Raw genomic sequence first — 18,494 nt, 5'->3', positions numbered from 1 at the left:
CACGCTAGTCGCTGGACCGGTTCGAGCGTCCCGGCCAGCCGGCCAGGATGTCCCCGCAGAACGCGATGACGGCGCTGGCGAAGGCGTGCGGCGCCTCCCAGGGCACGAAGTGGCCGCACTCGCGCAAGAGGAACGGCCCGACGTGGTCCGGGAACGCCTCGGCGGCGTCGAGATCGAACCCGTTCGGGATGACGTGATCGGAAGGGCCGTACAGGATGAGGGCCCGCAAGTCGGGGTTGGGTGCGAGTACCGACTCCTCACTGCGCGCGGCCGGGTCGAAGAAGGACTCGTAGGCCCGGAAGCTCGCCCGCAGCACCCGCGCGTCGGCGAACGGCTCGGTGTGGAAGTCGACCGCGTCCGGTCCGAAAGCTCCCTCATGAGCCCAGAAGCGGGAGGTGTAGAAGGTGGCGATGTAGCGCCGCCGCTGGTCGGGTGTGGCCAGCTCGGCCGCAAGCCCGTCCGCGTCGGTGCCTTGGCGGACGAAGTAGTCGTGCGCGCTGCCACCGACCGGTCGCCCAGCGTGCCGGCCGATGCCGGGCACGGGCGCGTTGAACAGCACGAGCCGGTCCGCGAGCTCGGGCCAGCGCAGCGCCAGGTCCTGGATGACGGCCCCGCCGAGGTCGCCACCCGCGAGCACCACCTGGTCGTGCCCCAGGCCGTCGGTCAGGAGAGCGTGGAGATCCCTCGAGTGGGCGGCGACGTCGCCGAAGCGATCCGGCCCATCCTCGGAGTCGCCGAAGCCCCGCAGATCGGGGACGACGACCTCGAAGCCAGCCGCAGCCAGCGGCCCGACGACCCGCCACCAGATCCGCTTGGTCTCGGGCCAGCCGTGCACGAGCAGCAGCGGCACCCCGCCCTCGCCCTCCCGGACGTACGCCTGCCGGAACCCACGACCGGTGTAGGTGTGCACGGGGAACCGGCGGTTGTCCAGATCGCCCGGCGCAAGCGTGTTCAGCGGCACCGCGCTCACCGTACTCACCCCGCCGTCCCACCGCCCGCCGTCCCACCTTCCTCTCCCGCCGCCCACCCGCCCAACTGGCCGCGGCTCTGCATGCTCGAGCACGCGTTCGACCTGCCAGTTCGGGGGGGGTGAGGTGAGCCGGTTCGAGGGGGCAGGCGCTGGCGTCCGATCAACGCCAGCGGGTGCCCGTGGCCAGCGCCAGCAGGTTGCGCAGCATGTGGGCGGTGGCTCCCCAGATGGTGTCGCCCACGATCTCGAAGAAGTAGATGGGCCGGTCGAGCGGCGGGAGACCCCAGCGCTCCTCCCGGTACACCCCGTCGAGGAGCAGCTCGTCGAGCGGCACGTGGAGGATCAGCTCCACCTCGGCGGGGTTCGGCTCCAGCGTCGGCCTGCCGGGGAGCACGCCGACGAAGGGCACGATGAACGAGCGGCTGGTGACCGTCTGGAGGTGGTCGAGCTCACAGATGATCTCCACCGCCGAACGGTCGAGCCCCGTCTCCTCGCACGCCTCCCGCAGCGCCGTGTCGAGCAGGTCTTCACCCGGCTCCTGCCCGCCACCGGGGAAGCTGACCTCGCCCCGGTGCGAGCGGAGGTGCTGGGCACGCCGGGTGAGCACCACGTGCACCTCGCCGTCGAGCTCGTAGAGGGGAGCGAGCACCGCAGAGGCCCGCACCCCGGTGCCTTCCAGTAGCGACGGGCGAGGGGGACCCCCCGCGGCCAGCGAGGCCCGGATCCCCTCGAGAGTCAGGTGCCTTGCCTCCACCGGAAGGGCGTGCCACGGCGGGGGACCGCCGAGGCGGCTCGACGCCGGCCTGGGGATGAGCTGTGCCCCGCCCCGATCGCTCATCGAACCCGGTGGCGGGTCACGACGGGGGGGTGGCGTCCACCAACTGGCGCAGCAGGTCCGGGAGCCCACCGGTCTTGAGGTTGGCCATGACCCGGCCAGGCGGCGTCTCCCCTCGCTCCCATTCCATCCACCACGCCAGCAGCTTCTCGGGATCGGGAGGCGGTCGCTCATCCATGTCCGGCATCGTACCGAGCCCCTACGCTGCCGCAGGTGGCCGACGAGGTGGTACCGGGAACCACGACCGGGGCGATACCCGACGAGCGCGCTGGCGCCGCGGCCCCCGACCCTCACCACCTCCGCCACACCATCGAGCACGATATGCGCAGCCCCGACAGCTACCTGCCGATCCTGCTGCTCGCGCTCGGGGTCATGGTGTCGTTCCCACTCGGGGCGTGGAGTCCCTTGCTCTTCGGCTTCGTCACCCTCCCAATGACGCTGGCCATCGTGTTCCTGTCGTTCTGGCGGAGCAACGCCTCCCGACGCACTCGACGGGTCGTGTTCACCCTGTCGGTGGTCGGCACCGTCGCCGCCATCGTGGCCAGCATCATGCACCACGGCAGCTACGACGACCGCTCCCTCCTGGTCGTCATCTCGTCGCTGTCGTTCGCGCTCCTGCTCATCCTCACCCTCCCGGCCATCCTCGCTCGGGCGTTGCAGCATCGCACCGTCAGCCTCAACACCCTGGCCGCCGCGCTGTCCGCCTACCTGATCATCGGGCTGTTCTTCAGCGCCTTCTACCGCTGCCTCGACGCGGTCGAAGCGGGCGCGTTCTTCGCTCAGATCCGCGATCCGAACCTCGGGAACTTCCAGTACTTCAGCTTCGTGACCCTGACCACCACCGGCTTCGGTGATCTCACGGCGGCGACCGCCCTCGGGCGGGCCGCGGTGATCTTCGAAGCCGTCGCCGGCCAGGTGTTCCTGGTGACCATGGTGGCCCGGGTGGTGTCGAACCTGGGCCAGGAACGCAGGCGCCTCCCCGAGGACTGATCCGCCCGGAGCACCCACGGGCCCGCACCGGCGCGCCGGACGCGACGTGGCCGGCCCGCTGGGCCGGCCACGTCGAGCACCAGGAATGGGCTCAGCGCCTCACATCATGCCGCCCATGCCGCCCATGCCACCCATGCCGGCGGCCGCCGCCGGGTTCGGCTCCTCGGGCTTGTCGGCCACGAGGGTCTCGGTGGTGAGCAGCAGACCGGCGATCGAGGCCGCGTTCTGCAGGGCGGCCCGGGTCACCTTCGCCGGGTCGATCACCCCCGCCTTGAGCAGGTCGACGAACTCGCCAGTGGCCGCGTTGAAACCCGTGGTGCCGGATTCGGCCTCGGTCTGCTGGACGATCACCGCACCCTCGAAGCCGGCGTTGTCGGCGATCAGCCGCGCCGGGGCCTCGAGCGCCCGGTGGATGATGCGGGCACCGGTCGCCTCGTCGCCCTCGAGCGACTCGGCGAGCTTGGTGACCGCCGCCCGGCTCCGCAGCAGCGCGGTGCCACCGCCGGCGACCACACCTTCCTCGATGGCCGCCCGGGTGGCCGACAGCGCATCTTCGATGCGGTGCTTCTTCTCCTTGAGCTCCACCTCGGTGGCCGCGCCGACCTTGATGACGGCCACGCCACCGGAGAGCTTGGCGAGGCGCTCCTGGAGCTTCTCGCGGTCCCAGTCGGAGTCGGTCTCGTCGATCTCGCGCTTGATCTGGGCGATGCGGCCCTTGACGTCCTCCTCGGTGCCGGCACCCTCGACGATGGTGGTGTCGTCCTTGGTGACCACCACCTTGCGAGCCCGGCCGAGCAGGTCGAGGGTGGTGTTCTCGAGCTTGAGGCCCACCTCCTCGGAGATGACCTGGCCACCGGTGAGGATCGCCATGTCGGCCAGCATCGCCTTGCGGCGCTCGCCGAAGCCCGGGGCCTTCACGGCCACCGAGTTGAAGGTGCCGCGGATCTTGTTGACCACGAGGGTGGCCAGTGCCTCACCCTCGACGTCCTCGGCCACCACCAGCAGCGGCTTGCCGGTCTGCATGACCTTCTCCAGCACGGGGAGCAGGTCCTGCACCGAGCTGATCTTGCCGTTGACGAACAGGATGTACGGCTCGTCGAGCACGGCCTCCTGGCGCTCGGGGTCGGTCACGAAGTACGGCGACAGGTAGCCCTTGTCGAACTGCATGCCCTCGACGAAGTCGAGCTCCATGCCGAAGGTGTTCGACTCCTCGACCGTGACCACCCCGTCCTTGCCAACCTTGTCGATGGCATCGGCGATGACCTCACCGATGGCGGGATCGGCAGCGGAGATCGAGGCCACCTGAGCGATCTCCGACTTGTCCTCGACGTCCTTGGCCTGGTCGCGCAACGCCTCGACCGCAGCCTCGACCGCCTTGTCCATGCCCCGCTTGAGGCTGAGTGGGCTCGCGCCGGCGGCCACGTTGCGCAGCCCCTCACGCACGAGGGCCTGGGCCAGCACGGTGGCGGTGGTGGTCCCGTCGCCGGCGATGTCGTTGGTCTTGGTGGCGACCTCCTTGACCAGCTGGGCGCCCATGTTCTCGAACGGGTCGTCCAGCTCGATCTCCCGGGCGATCGACACCCCGTCGTTGGTGATCGTCGGTGCCCCGAACTTCTTGTCGAGCACCACGTTGCGGCCCCTGGGGCCGAGGGTCACCTTCACCGCGTCGGCGAGGCGATTCACACCCTCCTCGAGGCTGCGGCGGGCATCCTCGTCGAACTTCAGGATCTTGGGCATCGGTCAGCTCCTACTTGGTGACGACGGCGAGCACGTCGCGGGCGTTGAGGATCAGGAGGTCCTCACCGTCGAGGGTGATCTCGGTACCGCCGTACTTGCTGTAGACGACCGTGTCGCCCACCTTCACGTCGAGCGGGATGATCTCGCCGGTCTGCTCCGAGCGGCGACCGGGGCCCACCGCCAGCACCTCCCCCTGCTGGGGCTTCTCCTTGGCGGTGTCGGGGATGACCAGGCCGCTGGCGGTGGTCTCCTCGGACTCACCCGGCTTCACGACGATGCGGTCTTCGAGGGGCTGAAGGTTCATGTGCACGCCTCCATTCGGCGAATCCGGTTGGCACTCTCTTCGCTGGAGTGCTTAGCACTCTACGGGTTCGAGTGCTAATCGTAGGCAGCCGAGGTCGGCGAGCACAACCCCCGGAACCGGCTAACAGTCGTGCAGTACGGCCCGGAGGGTGTCCGGGTCAATTGCGTCTGCCCGGGGGCGACCGCCGGCGAGGGCCTCGGTGCCCACTTCACCGACCCACCGTCGCCGAGACCGTCGGTTCCCGGGTACCGCTCGAGCGGGTCGGCACGGCCGAGGAAGTCGAGGCGGTGGTGGTGGTGCTGCTGAGCTCGGAGACCGCCTACGTGATTGCTCACGTCATCGCCGTCGACGGCGGGCCTACCGCCCGTCACCCGCCAGGGGCGTGGCTTCCCCGTCTCGCCTCCTCGATCGTCGCGACGTCGATCCGGCTCATCGTCATCATCGCCCGCATCACCCGCTCGGCGACGAGCGGGTCCGGATCGGCAAGCCCGTCGAGCAGTGCCCTCGGGGTGATCTGCCAGGCGAACCCCCACTGATCGGAACACCACCCGCACTCGCTCTCCCGACCTCCTTCGGCGACGAGGGCGTCCCAGTAGCGGTCGGTCTCGGCCTGATCCTCGGTCACGACCATGAAGCTGACCGCCTCGTTCGGTCGGAACTGTGGGCCGCCGTTGAGACCGACGAAACGTCGGCCCAGCACGGTGAACTCCACGAGGAGCTCGTCACCCGCCGAGCCACCGGGGTAGTCGGTCGGGGCTGACCGGATGCCGTCGACGTGGCTGTGCGGGAACGTCGAGGCGTAGAACTCCGCGGCTCGGCGCGCTTGCCCATGATCGAACCACAGGCACGTCACCAGCTTGTCGTCGACCGTCACTGGTGCGTCGTCATCGCGCATCCCCCTGTCTACCAGCCGGGAGGGCTGCCACCCCTATCGCCAGCCGATCCGCTTGAGCGCCCGCAGCGACGCGGTGAGCACCGCTGCGTAGCCCTCGTCGCCGAGGGCCGCCACCGGCGGAGCCAGGTTCGCGAGCCGCTGGCGGGCAACGGTCTGGGCCTCGGTGTACTTGAGCAGGCCGTGCGCGCCGTGACGCCGCCCGAGACCGGAGTCGCCCATCCCGCCCATCGGGGCGTCGACGCTGCCCCAGGCGGCGGCGTATGCCTCGTTGACGTTGACGGTGCCGGCGCGCAGGCGGGTGGCCACCGCCGTGCCCCGCCGGGCGGACCGGGTCCACACGCTGGCGTTGAGCCCGTAGCGGCTGTCGTTGGCGCGGGCCACGGCCTCGTCGTCGTCGGCGACCCGGTAGATCGACACCACCGGACCGAAGGTCTCCTCGGCGAAGCAGGCCATCGGCGGGGTCACGTCGGTGAGCACCGTGGGCTCGAAGAAGTACGGGCCGAGGTCGGAACGATGCCGACCGCCGGTGAGCACGGTGGCACCGGCCGCCACGGCGTCGTCCACGTGGCGCCGGGTCGCCTCGAGCTGCTCGGCGTTGGTGAGCGAGCCCATCCGGTAGCGGAAGTCGTAGGCCGCACCCATCGGCAGGGAGCGCACGGCCTCGACGAAGCGGGGTACGAAGCGGTCGTAGATCCGGTCGGCCACGTAGAGGCGCTCGGCGGAGATGCACAGCTGCCCACTCGACGAGAAGCAGGCCCGCACGCCGCCCTCCACCGCCCGGTCCAGGTCGGCGTCGTCGAGCACCAGCATGGCGTTCTTGCCGCCGAGCTCCAGGGAGCAGTCGATGAGTCGCCGCCCCGCAGCGGCGGCGACCACGCGGCCGCTCTCGGTCGAGCCGGTGAACATCAGGAAGTCGGCCTCGTCGAGCAGGGCGTCGCCGATCACGCCACCGCGTCCGAGCACGATCTGCCACAGGTCCTCGGGCAGGCCGGCCTCGTGGGCCAGTTGCAGGCCGTAGAGGGCGGTGAGCGCGGTCTGGTTGTCGGCCTTCTGGAGCACGGCGTTGCCCGCCAGCAGGGCTGGCACGGTGTCGCCCACCCCGAGGCTGAACGGGTAGTTCCACGGCGAGATCACGGTCACCACGCCCTTGGGGTGGTGGTGCTCGTGGGCGACGGTGAGGCCGGGGACGAGCCCGCGGCGGCGCCGGGGGCGCAACAGGGCGGGGGCACGGCGCGCGTAGTAGCGGCAGGTGACGGCGATGTCGGCCACCTCGAGGTAGGCGTCCCGGCGGGCCTTGCCGTTCTCGGCCTGGATCAGGTCCATGATCCGGCGCTGCTCGGCCAGGACCAGGTCGTGCAGGCGCAGGGCGACCGCCGCCCGCTGTCTCACCGGCGTGGCCGCCCAGCGTCGCTGGGCCTGGCGGGCGCGCTCGGCGGCGGCGCGCACGTCGTCGGGACCGCACTGGGGCAGCTCGGCGAGCACCGTGCCGTCGAAGGGGGCACGGGTGACCACCCCCGGGGCGTCCCCGGAGGCTGGCACGAGCCGGGTGAGCTCGCCGACGAGCCCCGGGGTCAGGCCGGGAGGGAGGCCGAGGGGGCCGGTGCGTGGGGGCGTCGGTCGGGTCGTGACGGTCATCGCGTTGCCTCCGCTCGGTCGTGCGCCGGCTCATGGTAGGACCGGCAGCGGGGTGGACCCGCGGCCGTCGCTGGCTGTGCCCGCCGGTCACCGTCGCCACGGTGCCGCCCGAGAACCCGCCCGGCGCGCACTGAACCGTTCACCGATTCCGCCGTTCTCCGGTGGTTTCGACGAACAGTTCGGCGCGGATGGCCCCGCGACTGCGCGTGCGCCGCTGCTTATCCGGTGAACCTCGGGGAGGTGGTAGCGGGCCGCGGTTGCGATGTGGTGGTCGTGGTCGGCGCCGGTTCGGTCACCTCGAACGACGTGAAACCCGTCGCGACACCCACATTCCCTGAGTAGCAATTGACGGCAATCTCATGACTGAATGGCCGTCGTACGTCCGGGACGACGATGACGGGCCTTGCCGTACCGGCGGCGTCCAGTGCCGTCTCCACGACGAGCGGCGGGGCCTCGAACGTGCGGAACTCGACCTCCGCTCGGGTCGCCGGCGCACCGTCCACGTCGCGACAGTCGATCGACACGACCACCTCGGTGTCCGGCGGACCAGATGTCGGGCCGATCGAGAAGGCCAGCAACGGCGGAGGTGAGGTCACCGGCGGCTCATCGGTGACCGTGAACGTGAACTCCTCGGTCTGAGCGCAGTGGACGCGCAGCAGCTTGTCACCAGGCGCCGTGTCGATTGGGACCACCAACTGGTACCGGGAGAGTCCCGAGGGCCCGCTGGGTGCCTCTGCAGCCCCACCTTCGCCGGCGTCTTGAAGGAACGCACGCACCTGGGGAACCGGGTGTCCTTCGAACACGCAGGTGCTCTCGATGATGATCGCGGTGCCGGGTGGGCCCGACAGGGTGCTCAACGTGACATCCGAGATCGTGCCACCTGCCTGGGCCGGCGCGGCCCCGGCGAGCGCAATCGCCGCTACCAGTACGGCGGTGGCCGTGACCGTTCGCAAGGTCGTGTTCACAGGAACCTCCCGGGGGTGTCAATGGAACCGCTGGTGAATCGGCCCACGAACGGGTTGCGGTCGAGTGCCGTGCCGAACCCGGTCACGTAGGTGACGGTGCCGGTGCTGCATCCGTTGCGCAGGTGCCAGGTGCCTTCCCGGTAGATGCCGATCCGGTCCGCTGACGCTCCCGGCCAGCGGCCGACGACCGGCAGATCGGTGACGCCACCACCGAAGCTGCAGTAGACGTTCGCCGAGCTGCCCCAGGTGTTGGCCAGGTGCCAGTTGGTCTGGGTCAGCCAGGGTCGGAACACCCCGGGGCGGTCCGTGCCGTTGCCGTCGTAGTCGTGTACGAACGGGCGGTCGCCGGTCCCGCCGAAGTAGCTGATGGCCTCGGTCGTGCCATCGAGGTGGTCGTTGCGGTGCCACTGGCCCAGGCCGTCGACCAGCCGGTAGATGCCGATCGTGTCCACACCGTCGCCGTCCCAGTCGCCCGCCAACGGGATGTCACCCGGGCCACCACCCCAGGTGAAGTTGCCGACGTCCTGGTAGCCGTTCCAGTAGTTGGAGACGAACCACTGGCCGGTCGCTTGGCGGAACACCGCCGGGGTGTCGATGCCATCGCCGTTCCAGTCGCCCACGATGCCGATGTCCGAGGACGCCCCGCCCCAGGTGAGCGAGATCTCGACCTGGTTGTCGAGGTCGTCGCTCACCGACCACAGACCGTTGTACGGCCCCGCCCGCCGATAGTTGGCGCTGACGGGGTTCAACTGGTCGATCGTCAAGGCGTTGTTCGCCGACGAGCTCCCCGACGGAACCCACGGGCGGTTGAGGAACCCGATGCCCGGGTTCGAGTACTGGAGCTGCAGCGGGCAGTCGTTCGGTGGTAGGCCGCAGTACCCGGGTGTCGCCACCATCACCGTGCTGCCCCCTCCGGCCACCCGATGGCCCCGGCTGTACGAGTACGCACCCAGATGCTCCTCGGAGTTGCCGTCGTCCGGGGAGTGACCCGCCCCCAGGTTGTGACCGACCTCGTGCGCCAACGAGTAGTGCTGAACCGTGCCTTGCACGGTCCAGACGTTCAGCGCCCACTGATCCAGCGGCGCGGGCTTTCGTTGGGGAACGTATGCGATTCCCAACGCGCCGTTTGCATCATTGTTAGGCACGACAAGGCTGACGACGTCGGCTCGGAAGAAGTCCCGGAGAGACTTGGCAGACTTCAGCGAACCGGAACCCCCCAACCCCTGCTTCAGCTTGTCTCGGTCACCGCCTAGGGTCGCAAGCTGGTTGTAGTTGATGTACTCGCGGGCGGTGATGTTGACCCGGGTGCCCATGCCGCTGTTCGCCAGCGCCGCGTTCATCATGGTCGCCTGGTAGCCGATCACCTCGAGGATGTTCGATGGTGAGCCGTTGGCGTACAGCACCAGGATGTCGATCACCGGCGGGTCGCTGGCCCCGTCGAGCCCCGCCAGCGTCGCCATCGGCGGCCGTCCCCCGGCCAACGCGGTGGTCGCGGTCCCGGCCCGACCGCGCTGCACCGCACCGCCGGCCTCCACCCCATCCAGGCCAGCGGGCGGCGCATCGTCGAACCCACCCGGATCCTCGCCAGGCACCACCGGATCCTCGTCATGGGTGCCGGGCCCGTGTCCGTGCACGTCATCGACCTGGCGCACCTCGAGCAGCACGTGCCCACCATCGCCGGCCTGACGCACCTGGAGATGGTGACCGGCCCAGGTGATCCCACCGAACACCGCCCGATCGCTCGCATAGAACCCGGCCGTCACGACCGCGCCGTCCAGCTCGCCCGGACCGATCCAGCTGACCCCCGGAACCGACGCCTCGGTGACCGGGTGCGGCATGTCGACCGTCACCTCCACCGGCACCAGATCCACCACCTGCCCGTCGAACAACTCCAGCGACACGGCGCGCCCACGCACCGCCACCCGCTCACCGGGAACACCCGCCCCCAGCGCCGACCGCACCTCCGCGTCGCCACCCAGCAGGGACCGGCGGAACCCCACGGCAGTGTCACGGATCGGCCTCGCCCGCACCACCGGCTCACCCCACTCCCGGCGAGCCACCCCGGTGCTGTCCGGGCCCACCGCCACCAGCAGGCGCTCAGCCCCTACGGGGGGGCAACCGTCTGACCCGCCGACACCGCCGGCGGCCCGAGCAGCAGCACCGCCACAGCAACCCGGACCACCATCCGCCCGAACCTGACCATCACCCGACCTCCCTGTCGCTGCGCGCCATACGATCACCAGGCACCAACCGCAAACGATCGCGACACCCGAAGTGTTTTGAGTCCGCCCGATACTTCTCGGTGCGCTACTTCCAGCGCCTCGCCGACAACGGCGTCGTGGCACCGGTCGGCTCCAGAGGCAACCTCCGCCCGCGCCGCACCACCACCCAGCACATCCCCGCTCAGGTCGGCACCGCCGCCAACACGCCGCGACCATCGAAGACGATCCTCGCCCCCAGCTCGTTCAGGAGACGTCGGGGAGCCGCAGGTTCGGGTCGGCACCGACGTCGAGCGGGGACGGCCCTTCGGAACGCAGCCGCCACCACGCGGCGGCCGCCACCATCGCCGCGTTGTCGGTGCACATCGAGTGGCTGGGCAGGAACGCGTGCAGCCCCTCCTCCTCGCAGGCGTCGAGCACACGCTCGCGCAACTGCGAGTTCGCGGCCACGCCGCCGGCCAGGGCCAGCCCTCTGGCCCCCACCTCCCGGGCCGCTCGGCGAGCCTTGGCGACCAGCACGTCGACCACCGCCTCCTGAAAGGAGGCGGCCACGTCCGCGGTGCTCACCTCGGGGTGCTTGCGGACGTGGTTGACCACCGCGGTCTTGAGCCCGCTGAAGGAGAAATCGTAGCCCTCGTCCCGCATCGCACGGGGGAAGGCGATCGCATCGGGCGCGCCCTGCATGGCCAGGTGATCGATCGCCGGGCCCCCGGGGTAGCCCAACCCCAGGAACCGGGCGACCTTGTCGAACGCCTCTCCGGCCGCATCGTCGATGGTGGAACCGAGCACCCGGTAGCGGCCGTGATCCTCCATCAGCACCAGCATCGTGTGCCCGCCCGACACCAGCAGGACCACCACCGGCAGCTCGAGCTCCGGCTCCTCGAGCAGCGCGGCGTACAGGTGGGCCTCGAGATGGTTCACGGCCACGAACGGCACGCCCCACACCAGCGCGAGGGCCTTGGCGGCGCTCACCCCGACCAGCAGCGAACCGATGAGACCCGGGCCTACCGTCGCTCCCACCGCATCGAGGTGGTCATCGGTGATGCCCGCCTCGACCAGCGCGCCGGCGATGACGGGGACCAGCAGCTCCACGTGGGCCCGGCTGGCGATCTCGGGCACCACGCCTCCGAAACGGGCGTGCAGGTCGACCTGGCTCGACACCACCGACGAGAGGACCTCTCGGGCGTCGACCACGACCGCTGCCGCGGTGTCGTCACAGGAGGTCTCGATTCCGAGGATGCGTAGGCCCTCGCGATCCGCATACTCGCTCACCATCCGACCTCCTCGATCTCGGTCCCGGTGGGCAGGCCGGCCTCGATCGCCGCCAGCCGCTGCGCGTAGTCGGCAGACCGCACGTCACTCGCCCACATGACCAGCGCGTCCTCCCCGAGGTCGCTGTAGTAGTTGGCCCGGATTCCCGCGGGCACGAAGCCGAAGCGCCGGTACAGCTGGATCGCCGGCTCGTTCGACGCCCGCACCTCCAACGTCAGGGCCTGCGCGCCCCGCTCGATGGCCTTGCGGGCCAGCACGAGCAGCATCCGGGTGGCGATCCGGCGGCCCTGCCAACGGGGATCCACCGAGATCGTGGTCACGTGGGCATCGTCACCGGCGAGCAGCGCGCCTGCGTAGCCAACCACCTCCGGCCCGACCTTGGCGACCAGGTAGATGCGACAATCGCGGGCCGCCAGCTCACTCATGAACAACCCGAGCGACCAGCCTCGGTGCGCCACCTGGTTCTCGATCCGCAACACCGACCGCAGGTGGCGGCGCCGCATGGGCATGATCCGCACCTCGAGCGCCGCGGGATCAGCACCGTTCGCTTCCGGCACGCTCACCCGCTCACCCGTTCCTCGTGGACCAGTTCGCCTCGGCATCGGGCTTGCGCAGGTACAGCGGCGCCAGTTCCCAGGGCTGCACGAAGTCCTCACGCAGAGCCCTCGGGTGTGCGAGTTGCACCAGCGACGTCGCCGACGGGTACGCCAGCCCCTCGTCGACCAGCTCGACCCGGGCCATCCCCTCGAACACTTCGCGGTACCGCAACGCCCCGTCGCCCACGAGCAGGCACTCTTCACCGCTGGCCATGATCTCCGAGGCAAGGTCGTCGGCCGTGCCGACCTGGTAGTCGGTGAGGCGCTGCATCCCGCCGGGGACCTGCCGGTAGAACGCGTGGAACAGCTCACCCCGCCGGGCATCGATCGTGGCGACGATGAGGCGGGGGGTGAACCGAACGGGGAAGGCCACCAGGTCCAGGCTCGTGACCCCGATCATCGGCACCCGCAGGGCATGAGCCATGGCCTTGGCCGCAGCGATGCCCACCCGCAAGCCGGTGAACAGGCCGGGACCCAGGTCGACGGCGACCACGCTCACCTCGGCGAGCTCGATGCGCGCTTGCCGGCAGGTGAACTCGATCGAGGGTGCGAGGATCTCGGTGTGCTGGCGGCCCCGCGCCGACTGGGTGGACGCCAACACCCCCTCGTGTCCCCCGACCGCCACGCTCACCTGCGGGGTGGCGGTGTCGATGCCCAGGATCAGCACGGCGCCGCCCCCTCGCCGCCCGAGTCGCCCTCGAGCACCCACCGGCGCACGGCGGCAGCGAGGGCGCGGCTGCGGCCCGACCACCGCGCCCCGACCGGGGTCAGCTCGAAGACCCGGTCGTCATCACCCTCGCCGAAGCGGATGCGGATCTGCAGGTAGTCCGCCGGCAAGGCCGGGATGATGGCGTCGCCCCATTCCACGAGGATCACACCCCCCTCGTCGAGGAGCTCGGGCAGGCCGATGTCGAGGACCTCGGCGAGCTGCTCGAGCCGGTACACGTCGAGGTGGTCGAGCGGCAGGCGCCCCCGGTAGCGGCGGTGAAGGGTGAAGGTGGGGCTGGTGATGCTCTCCTCCACGCCGAGCGCCCGCCCGAAGCCCTGTGCGAACGCCGTCTTGCCGGCTCCGAGGTCACCGGCGAGGAGGATGAGGTCGCCGGCTCGGGTCAGCTCGGCGACAGACGCCGCCAGCGCCTTGGTCTCCTCGGGGCTGTGGGTGGCGGCGACGATCACGAGAGCACGGTCCCGCGCTCGGCGAGCGCTTGCTTCGCCCGGACCAGGTCGGCACGCATCTGGGCGAGGGGGGCTCCCCCACCCCGTAGCGCGTAGGCCGGATGCAAGGTCGGGATCAGCACACCGTCACGGAAGGGGAAGGAGCGGCCCCGCAGCCTGGTGACCCCTTCGGTGGTGCCGAGCAGGAGCTGGGCGGCGAACTTGCCCAGGGTGACGACGACCTGGGGCCGGATCAGGTCGATCTGGCGCTCGAGGTACGGCCGGCAGGCGGCGATCTCGTCCGGTTGGGGGTCGCGGTTGCCGGGTGGGCGGCACTTCACCACGTTCGCGATGTAGACCCGATCGCGGGTGACGCCGAGCTCCTCCTCCAGGAGCTGATCGAGCAGCTTCCCCGACCGACCGACGAACGGGAGCCCCTGCCGATCCTCCTCGGCGCCCGGCCCCTCGCCCACGAACATCAACGGCGCCTCGGGGTCGCCCATCCCGAAGACCACCTGCGTCCGCCCGAGCCCCGCCAGCTTGCACGCCGTGCACGACAGCGCCTCGTAGCGGAGGGTTTCGAAGGCGGTGGGCACGGCCGATCAGGCTACTGCTGCTTCGGCGATCCCGAGTCAGGCCAGCGTGCGGATGGCGCGCTCTACCGCGAGGACCGCCAGGGTGCGGATGAGCTCGGTCGAAGCTGCGACCGCCCCGGTCGCGGCCACGACCACGGCATCGCCGTCGACCAGGGTGTGGGGCGGGAACACGGCTCGGGCAATCCCGTCCTGAGCACCGCCCGCGACGACGGAGCATGCGTGCTTGTCGAGGGCGGCGTTGGTGGCCACGACGCCGATCACCGTGTTCCCGAAGCTGCCTTCGCCGACGTCGGCGAATCGGTGGTCGAGTCGGGTGCTCAGCATCCCGTCGTCGGCCTCGCCGAACGCGTTGACCGCGATCAAGGCCGAGACGACGACCTCACCCTCTCGCACCGTGGCCGTGACCAGTCCTCCGGGCCTTGCGTGGTCCCGCCCCCGCCACGTGCCCATCGTCGCGCCGGTGCCCGCGCCGACCGCACCCACCTCGATCGTCCCCGACCTCGCCTGCTCGCACGCCGCGTACCCCTCCTCCGGGCCGGGACGCACGGAAGGGTCGCCGACGAGCAGGTCGAACAGCGACAGGCCGACCACGATCGGCACCGGCCCCCCGCCGGTGGGGAAGCCACGACCGCGGGCCTCCAGCCAGCGCATGACGCCGTCGGCGGCTGCCAGCCCGAAGGCCGAACCGCCCGACAGCACCACGGCGTCGATCCGATCCACCAGCCGCTCCGGTTCCAGCAGGGCGAACTCGCGGGTGGCGGGAGCGCCGCCGCGCACCTCACCCGACGCGACGGTACCCGGCGGGAAGAGCACGACCGTGCAGCCGGTGCGGGCCACCGGGTCGGTCCAGTGCCCGACCTCGACGCCCTCCACGTCCGTGATCACGGCCCCACGCTAGGAGCCGCGCCGAGCGGTCCGCTCAACGCCCGCCCGATGCCGGGCACGCCAGCCCCCGGTAGTGCCGCTGGACCCGTGGGCCGATGCCGCAGACGATCTCGTAGGCGATCGTGTCGAGGGGCCCAGCCCAGTCCTCGGCGGTGACGCGCTCGCCACCCTGCTCACCGATCAGCACCACCTCGTCGCCGACCACCACGTGGTCGTCACCGCAGTCCACCATGAGCTGGTCCATCGTCACCACCCCCACGATCGGGCGGCGCCGACCACCGATCAGCACCCATCCGCCGACGGACCCGAGGCGGCGGGGGACACCGTCCGCGTAGCCGATGGGCACGGTGGCGACGTTGGTGTCCCGGGTGAAGCGATGGGTGAGGCCGTAGGACACGCCCTCACCGGCCCGCACCCGCTTCACCATCGACACCTCGGAGACCAACGACATCGCGGGGCGCAGATCAAGCTTCCCGGCCAACGCAGCCGACGGGGCGATGCCGTAGACGGCGATGCCGGTGCGAACCAGGTCGAACCGGGCTCGTGGGCGATCGATGGTCGCCGCCGAGTTCGCGGCGTGCAGCATCCGCGGGCGCAGACCCGAGGCCTCGAGCTCGGCGACCACCCCCTCGAAGCGGTCGAGTTGTTCGTCGGTGAAAGGGTGCCCGGGCTCGTCGGCGACGGCGCAGTGGGTCCACACCGCTTCCAGCTCGAGCATCGGGTGACGGGCGATCTCCTTGACCAACCCGACCACGTCCGCCGGCGACGCTCCCACCCGGTTCATGCCGGTGTCGACCTTGAGATGGGTCACGGCCCGGACCCCGAGCCGCTCCGCCGCCGAGGCCAACCCTTCGATGCCCTCACGGGTGTACACGGTCGTGCGCAGCTCGTACCGCACCGCGGCTTCGAGATCGGCGGCGCGGGGCTGTGAGAGGAGCAGGATCGGCACGTCGATCCCCGCTTTGCGCAGCACCGCTCCCTCCTCCACGAGCGCCACCCCCAGCCACGAGGCGCCGGCGCCGAGTGCTGCCTCGCTGACGGCGATCGCGCCGTGCCCGTAGCCGTCGGCCTTCACCACCGCGCAGAGCTGCGCCGGTGCGGCGAGCTCGGCGAGCACGGTGACGTTGTGCGCGATCGCACCTAGGTCGATCTCGGCGCGGGTGGCTCGCATCGGGTCAGGAGGAGCGGTCGCGATCGCCGATGCCGGCCACGACTGCCCGGACGATGTCACCTCTGGCGATGATGCCGACCAGCGCACCTTCGTCGTCGACCACCGGCAAGCGGGACACGTCGTGGTCGTGCATCAGGGTCGCGGCATCCTCGATGGTGTCATCGGGTTTGCAGGTGATCGGCTTCGCGGTCATCACCTCACCCACCGTCGCCCCGAGCGCCTTCTCGATCGACTCGTCGAGCTTGCGCTCGCTGAACGGCATGGTGACGTTCACGCCGAGGAAGTTGACGATCGTGGGGAAGTGGAGTCGAGCCTCCTCCACGATGAGATCACCCGTCGACAGCATGCCCACGACATGCCCGACACCGTCCACCACGGGGCCGGCATCCACGCCACGACCGACCAGCCGCCCCATCGCGTCCTGCACGTTCTCGTCGGGGGTGAAGGAGACGACGTCGGTGGTCATCACCTCGCGCACGGGCATGTCGCGCAGCATGCGACTCCTCCTGGCTCGATCGGATCGCTCAGTCGGCGGCGTACCGCCCGAGCACCTCCGGCAGGTGCTCGACGAGGTCGCTGGCCACGAGACCTCGCCGCCAGCCTAGGTCTCCGGCCTCACCGTGGATGAATGCGGCCGCGGCCGCGGCGCGGAACGGATCGAGCCCCGTGGCGCACAGCGCGCCGATCACCCCGGCGAGCACGTCGCCCGTGCCGAGGGTGGCGAGGCGGGCGTCGCCGGTGGCGCTGAGCAGCACCCGACCGTCCGGCGCGGCCACGATCGTCGCCGGCCCCTTGAGCAGGACCACCGCGCCCAGGCGCGCCGCGAGTGCCCGGGCGGAGCCGATGCGGTCGGGACCAGGAGGTGCGCCGTCCAGGCGGGCGAACTCACCATCGTGGGGGGTGAACACCGTCGAGGGGCCGGCCGCCTCGGCGGCCGACGAGCCGAGCAGGGTGATCGCGTCGGCGTCCACGACCACGGGTACGTCCCGCTGGGCCACCACGGCCCGTACGTCGTCACGGTGCCCGTCGTCCAACCCCAGCCCGTTGCCGAGCACCAGCGCCCGGAACCGGCGGTGATCGGCCAGCACCACCGACGACCACCCTCGGGCGGGCAGCTCGGCGCCCACGACCTCGAGGGGCTTCGCCGCCGGGACCCCACCAGGGGAAGCCCACCGTACGTAGCCCGCACCGGCTCGCAACGCGGCGCTCGCGGCCAGGGCGGCGGCTCCTTCCATCCCCGGGCTCCCACCGATCACGCACACCGCCGATCGCCACTTGTGGGTGCTCGGGTCGCGCCGAGGCACCCACGACGCGAGGTCTGCTGATTCCACCAGCTGCGCCGACGCCGAGGACGTGTCGAGCCCGATGTCCGCCAGCTCGACCGCTCCTGCGTAGGAAGCCCCGGGCTCGAGCACCAGTCCGGGCTTGAGGGCCGCGAAGGTAACGGTGCGATCGGCACGCAACACCCGCTCGGAGGCTTCCCCGGTCAGACCGGAGACCCCCGAGGGAATGTCGACCGCCAGCACCTGCTGCCCGGGCACCACGGCAGGCGCCCGGTAGGCGCCCCGGAAGCCGGTGCCGAACGCGGCGTCGATCACCAGGTCACAGGCGGGAAGGTGCGTCGGGGCCGTGAGGGCGTCGAGGACCGAGACCCGCACCCCCCGGGCCCGGAGCAGGCGAGCGGCCTCCCGGCCGTCGTTGCCGTTGTTGCCCGTGCCCGCCAGGACCACCACCCGGCGGCCGTAGGTGCCGCCGAGCAGCTCGAGGGCGGCGCGGGCCACCGCCCAGCCGGCCCGACCGATGAGCACCTCCACCGGCTCGGGCGCCTCCCGGTCGATGGCGGCCATCTCCTCGGGGGTGACGACGGGGATCACGGCGATCCCTCCCCCAGCGCCATCACGATGGCCTGGGCCAGGTGGTCGGTGTGGGTGAGGGTCAACAGCCAGCGCTCCACGCCCCGGCCCGCGGCCAGCTCGGCGGCCTGCCCGTGCAGGAGCAACGAGGGTTTCCCCGACTCGGCTCGCAGTACCTCGATGTCCCGGAAGGCCATCCCGCCGATGCCGAGACCCATCGCCTTGAGCACGGCCTCCTTGGCCGCGAAGCGCACCGCGAACCGCTCCACCGGATCGCCGCGGCGCAGCGCGTACGCCTGCTCGCCGGGGGTGAAGAGCCGGTCGACGATCGACGGCGTGCGTTCGAGCGTCGCCCGGAACCGATCGAGCTCGACCAGGTCAGTGCCGATGCCGATCACGGACACGTGGCCCTGCTC

At 70.9% G+C, this 18,494-nt stretch carries 20 protein-coding genes and 1 pseudogene; 2 read left to right on the top strand and 19 right to left on the bottom strand.

All coding sequences use genetic code 11. The annotated features are described in order from the left end of the window. Window positions 1-4: 4 nt before the first annotated feature. From HZF19_RS00300 to HZF19_RS00290, 3 genes are all read right to left on the bottom strand, one after another. Window positions 5-970, bottom strand: coding sequence for an alpha/beta fold hydrolase (locus HZF19_RS00300; protein WP_208026723.1), 966 nt, complete (start codon window positions 968-970; stop codon window positions 5-7). 160 nt (window positions 971-1,130) lie between these two features. Continuing rightward, window positions 1,131-1,724: an NUDIX hydrolase gene (locus HZF19_RS00295; RefSeq protein ID WP_208026722.1), complete on the bottom strand. Its 594-nt coding sequence runs from the start codon at window positions 1,722-1,724 to the stop codon at window positions 1,131-1,133. Between the two features lie 100 nt (window positions 1,725-1,824). After that, window positions 1,825-1,983 carry a hypothetical protein gene (locus HZF19_RS00290; RefSeq protein WP_208026721.1) on the bottom strand — a complete coding sequence of 53 codons (159 nt, stop codon included), beginning with the start codon at window positions 1,981-1,983 and terminating at the stop codon, window positions 1,825-1,827. 35 nt (window positions 1,984-2,018) lie between these two features. Between HZF19_RS00290 and HZF19_RS17000 the strand changes: the two genes are divergently transcribed. Beyond that, the gene (locus tag HZF19_RS17000; RefSeq protein ID WP_208026720.1) at window positions 2,019-2,795 is read left to right on the top strand and encodes a potassium channel family protein; all 777 of its coding nucleotides are present in this window, start codon (window positions 2,019-2,021) and stop codon (window positions 2,793-2,795) included. Window positions 2,796-2,894: 99 nt separating this feature from the next. Here HZF19_RS17000 and groL read toward each other — a convergent pair whose 3' ends face one another. Next, entirely contained in the window at window positions 2,895-4,532 is a 1,638-nt protein-coding gene (groL, locus tag HZF19_RS00280; protein ID WP_208026719.1) for a chaperonin GroEL, read from the bottom strand. A 10-nt stretch (window positions 4,533-4,542) separates the two neighbouring features. After that, window positions 4,543-4,836, bottom strand: coding sequence for a co-chaperone GroES (gene groES / locus HZF19_RS00275; RefSeq protein ID WP_208026718.1), 294 nt, complete (start codon window positions 4,834-4,836; stop codon window positions 4,543-4,545). A gap of 47 nt (window positions 4,837-4,883) precedes the next feature. Here groES and HZF19_RS17335 point away from each other — a divergent pair. Beyond that, window positions 4,884-5,183, top strand: a pseudogene (locus HZF19_RS17335) (hypothetical protein); the annotation flags it as partial. 20 nt (window positions 5,184-5,203) lie between these two features. Here HZF19_RS17335 and HZF19_RS00270 read toward each other — a convergent pair. The 14 genes from HZF19_RS00270 to HZF19_RS00205 form a co-directional block, all read right to left on the bottom strand. Continuing rightward, entirely contained in the window at window positions 5,204-5,731 is a 528-nt protein-coding gene (locus tag HZF19_RS00270; RefSeq protein WP_208026717.1) for a VOC family protein, read from the bottom strand. A 33-nt stretch (window positions 5,732-5,764) separates the two neighbouring features. After that, window positions 5,765-7,366 carry a succinic semialdehyde dehydrogenase gene (locus HZF19_RS00265; protein ID WP_208026716.1) on the bottom strand — a complete coding sequence of 534 codons (1,602 nt, stop codon included), beginning with the start codon at window positions 7,364-7,366 and terminating at the stop codon, window positions 5,765-5,767. A gap of 218 nt (window positions 7,367-7,584) precedes the next feature. Beyond that, the gene (locus HZF19_RS00260) at window positions 7,585-8,331 is read right to left on the bottom strand and encodes a hypothetical protein (RefSeq protein WP_208026715.1); all 747 of its coding nucleotides are present in this window, start codon (window positions 8,329-8,331) and stop codon (window positions 7,585-7,587) included. Beyond that, on the bottom strand, window positions 8,328-10,418 hold the full coding sequence (locus tag HZF19_RS16135) for a zinc-dependent metalloprotease family protein (protein ID WP_208026714.1): 2,091 nt from the start codon (window positions 10,416-10,418) through the stop codon (window positions 8,328-8,330). Before HZF19_RS16135 ends, HZF19_RS00260 begins: the two co-directional genes overlap by 4 nt. A gap of 378 nt (window positions 10,419-10,796) precedes the next feature. After that, the gene (gene tsaD / locus HZF19_RS00250) at window positions 10,797-11,825 is read right to left on the bottom strand and encodes a tRNA (adenosine(37)-N6)-threonylcarbamoyltransferase complex transferase subunit TsaD (RefSeq protein WP_208026713.1); all 1,029 of its coding nucleotides are present in this window, start codon (window positions 11,823-11,825) and stop codon (window positions 10,797-10,799) included. After that, window positions 11,819-12,385, bottom strand: coding sequence for a ribosomal protein S18-alanine N-acetyltransferase (gene rimI, locus HZF19_RS00245; RefSeq protein ID WP_208026712.1), 567 nt, complete (start codon window positions 12,383-12,385; stop codon window positions 11,819-11,821). Before rimI ends, tsaD begins: the two co-directional genes overlap by 7 nt. 4 nt (window positions 12,386-12,389) lie before the next feature. Then, window positions 12,390-13,085 carry a tRNA (adenosine(37)-N6)-threonylcarbamoyltransferase complex dimerization subunit type 1 TsaB gene (gene tsaB / locus HZF19_RS00240; protein ID WP_208026711.1) on the bottom strand — a complete coding sequence of 232 codons (696 nt, stop codon included), beginning with the start codon at window positions 13,083-13,085 and terminating at the stop codon, window positions 12,390-12,392. Beyond that, window positions 13,079-13,594, bottom strand: a complete 516-nt coding sequence (tsaE, locus tag HZF19_RS00235) for a tRNA (adenosine(37)-N6)-threonylcarbamoyltransferase complex ATPase subunit type 1 TsaE (protein WP_208026710.1) — start codon at window positions 13,592-13,594, stop codon at window positions 13,079-13,081. Before tsaE ends, tsaB begins: the two co-directional genes overlap by 7 nt. Then, window positions 13,591-14,169 (bottom strand): uracil-DNA glycosylase, encoded by a 579-nt coding sequence (locus HZF19_RS00230; RefSeq protein WP_208026709.1) that lies wholly within the window; start codon window positions 14,167-14,169, stop codon window positions 13,591-13,593. The genes tsaE and HZF19_RS00230 overlap by 4 nt, the downstream gene beginning before the upstream one ends. A 36-nt stretch (window positions 14,170-14,205) precedes the next feature. Beyond that, window positions 14,206-15,054 (bottom strand): P1 family peptidase, encoded by an 849-nt coding sequence (locus HZF19_RS00225; protein ID WP_208026708.1) that lies wholly within the window; start codon window positions 15,052-15,054, stop codon window positions 14,206-14,208. 34 nt (window positions 15,055-15,088) lie between these two features. Further along, complete coding sequence (gene alr / locus HZF19_RS00220; RefSeq protein WP_208026707.1) at window positions 15,089-16,225, bottom strand: alanine racemase; 1,137 nt, start codon at window positions 16,223-16,225, stop codon at window positions 15,089-15,091. 4 nt (window positions 16,226-16,229) lie between these two features. Further along, a complete protein-coding gene (locus tag HZF19_RS00215; RefSeq protein ID WP_208026706.1) occupies window positions 16,230-16,721 on the bottom strand; it encodes a CBS domain-containing protein in 492 nt (163 codons plus the stop codon). A 28-nt stretch (window positions 16,722-16,749) separates the two neighbouring features. Further along, window positions 16,750-18,099, bottom strand: a complete 1,350-nt coding sequence (locus tag HZF19_RS00210) for an NAD(P)H-hydrate dehydratase (RefSeq protein ID WP_208026705.1) — start codon at window positions 18,097-18,099, stop codon at window positions 16,750-16,752. Next, window positions 18,096-18,482: a holo-ACP synthase gene (locus HZF19_RS00205; protein WP_307781103.1), complete on the bottom strand. Its 387-nt coding sequence runs from the start codon at window positions 18,480-18,482 to the stop codon at window positions 18,096-18,098. The genes HZF19_RS00210 and HZF19_RS00205 overlap by 4 nt, the downstream gene beginning before the upstream one ends. Window positions 18,483-18,494: the final 12 nt, after the last annotated feature.

This window comes from Rhabdothermincola sediminis, assembly GCF_014805525.1.
GTDB classification, from domain to species: Bacteria; Actinomycetota; Acidimicrobiia; order Acidimicrobiales; family Acidimicrobilacustridaceae; genus Rhabdothermincola; species Rhabdothermincola sediminis.
The sequence above is the reverse complement of the archived record's forward strand: the minus strand, read 5'-3'. Positions and strand labels throughout refer to the sequence as shown.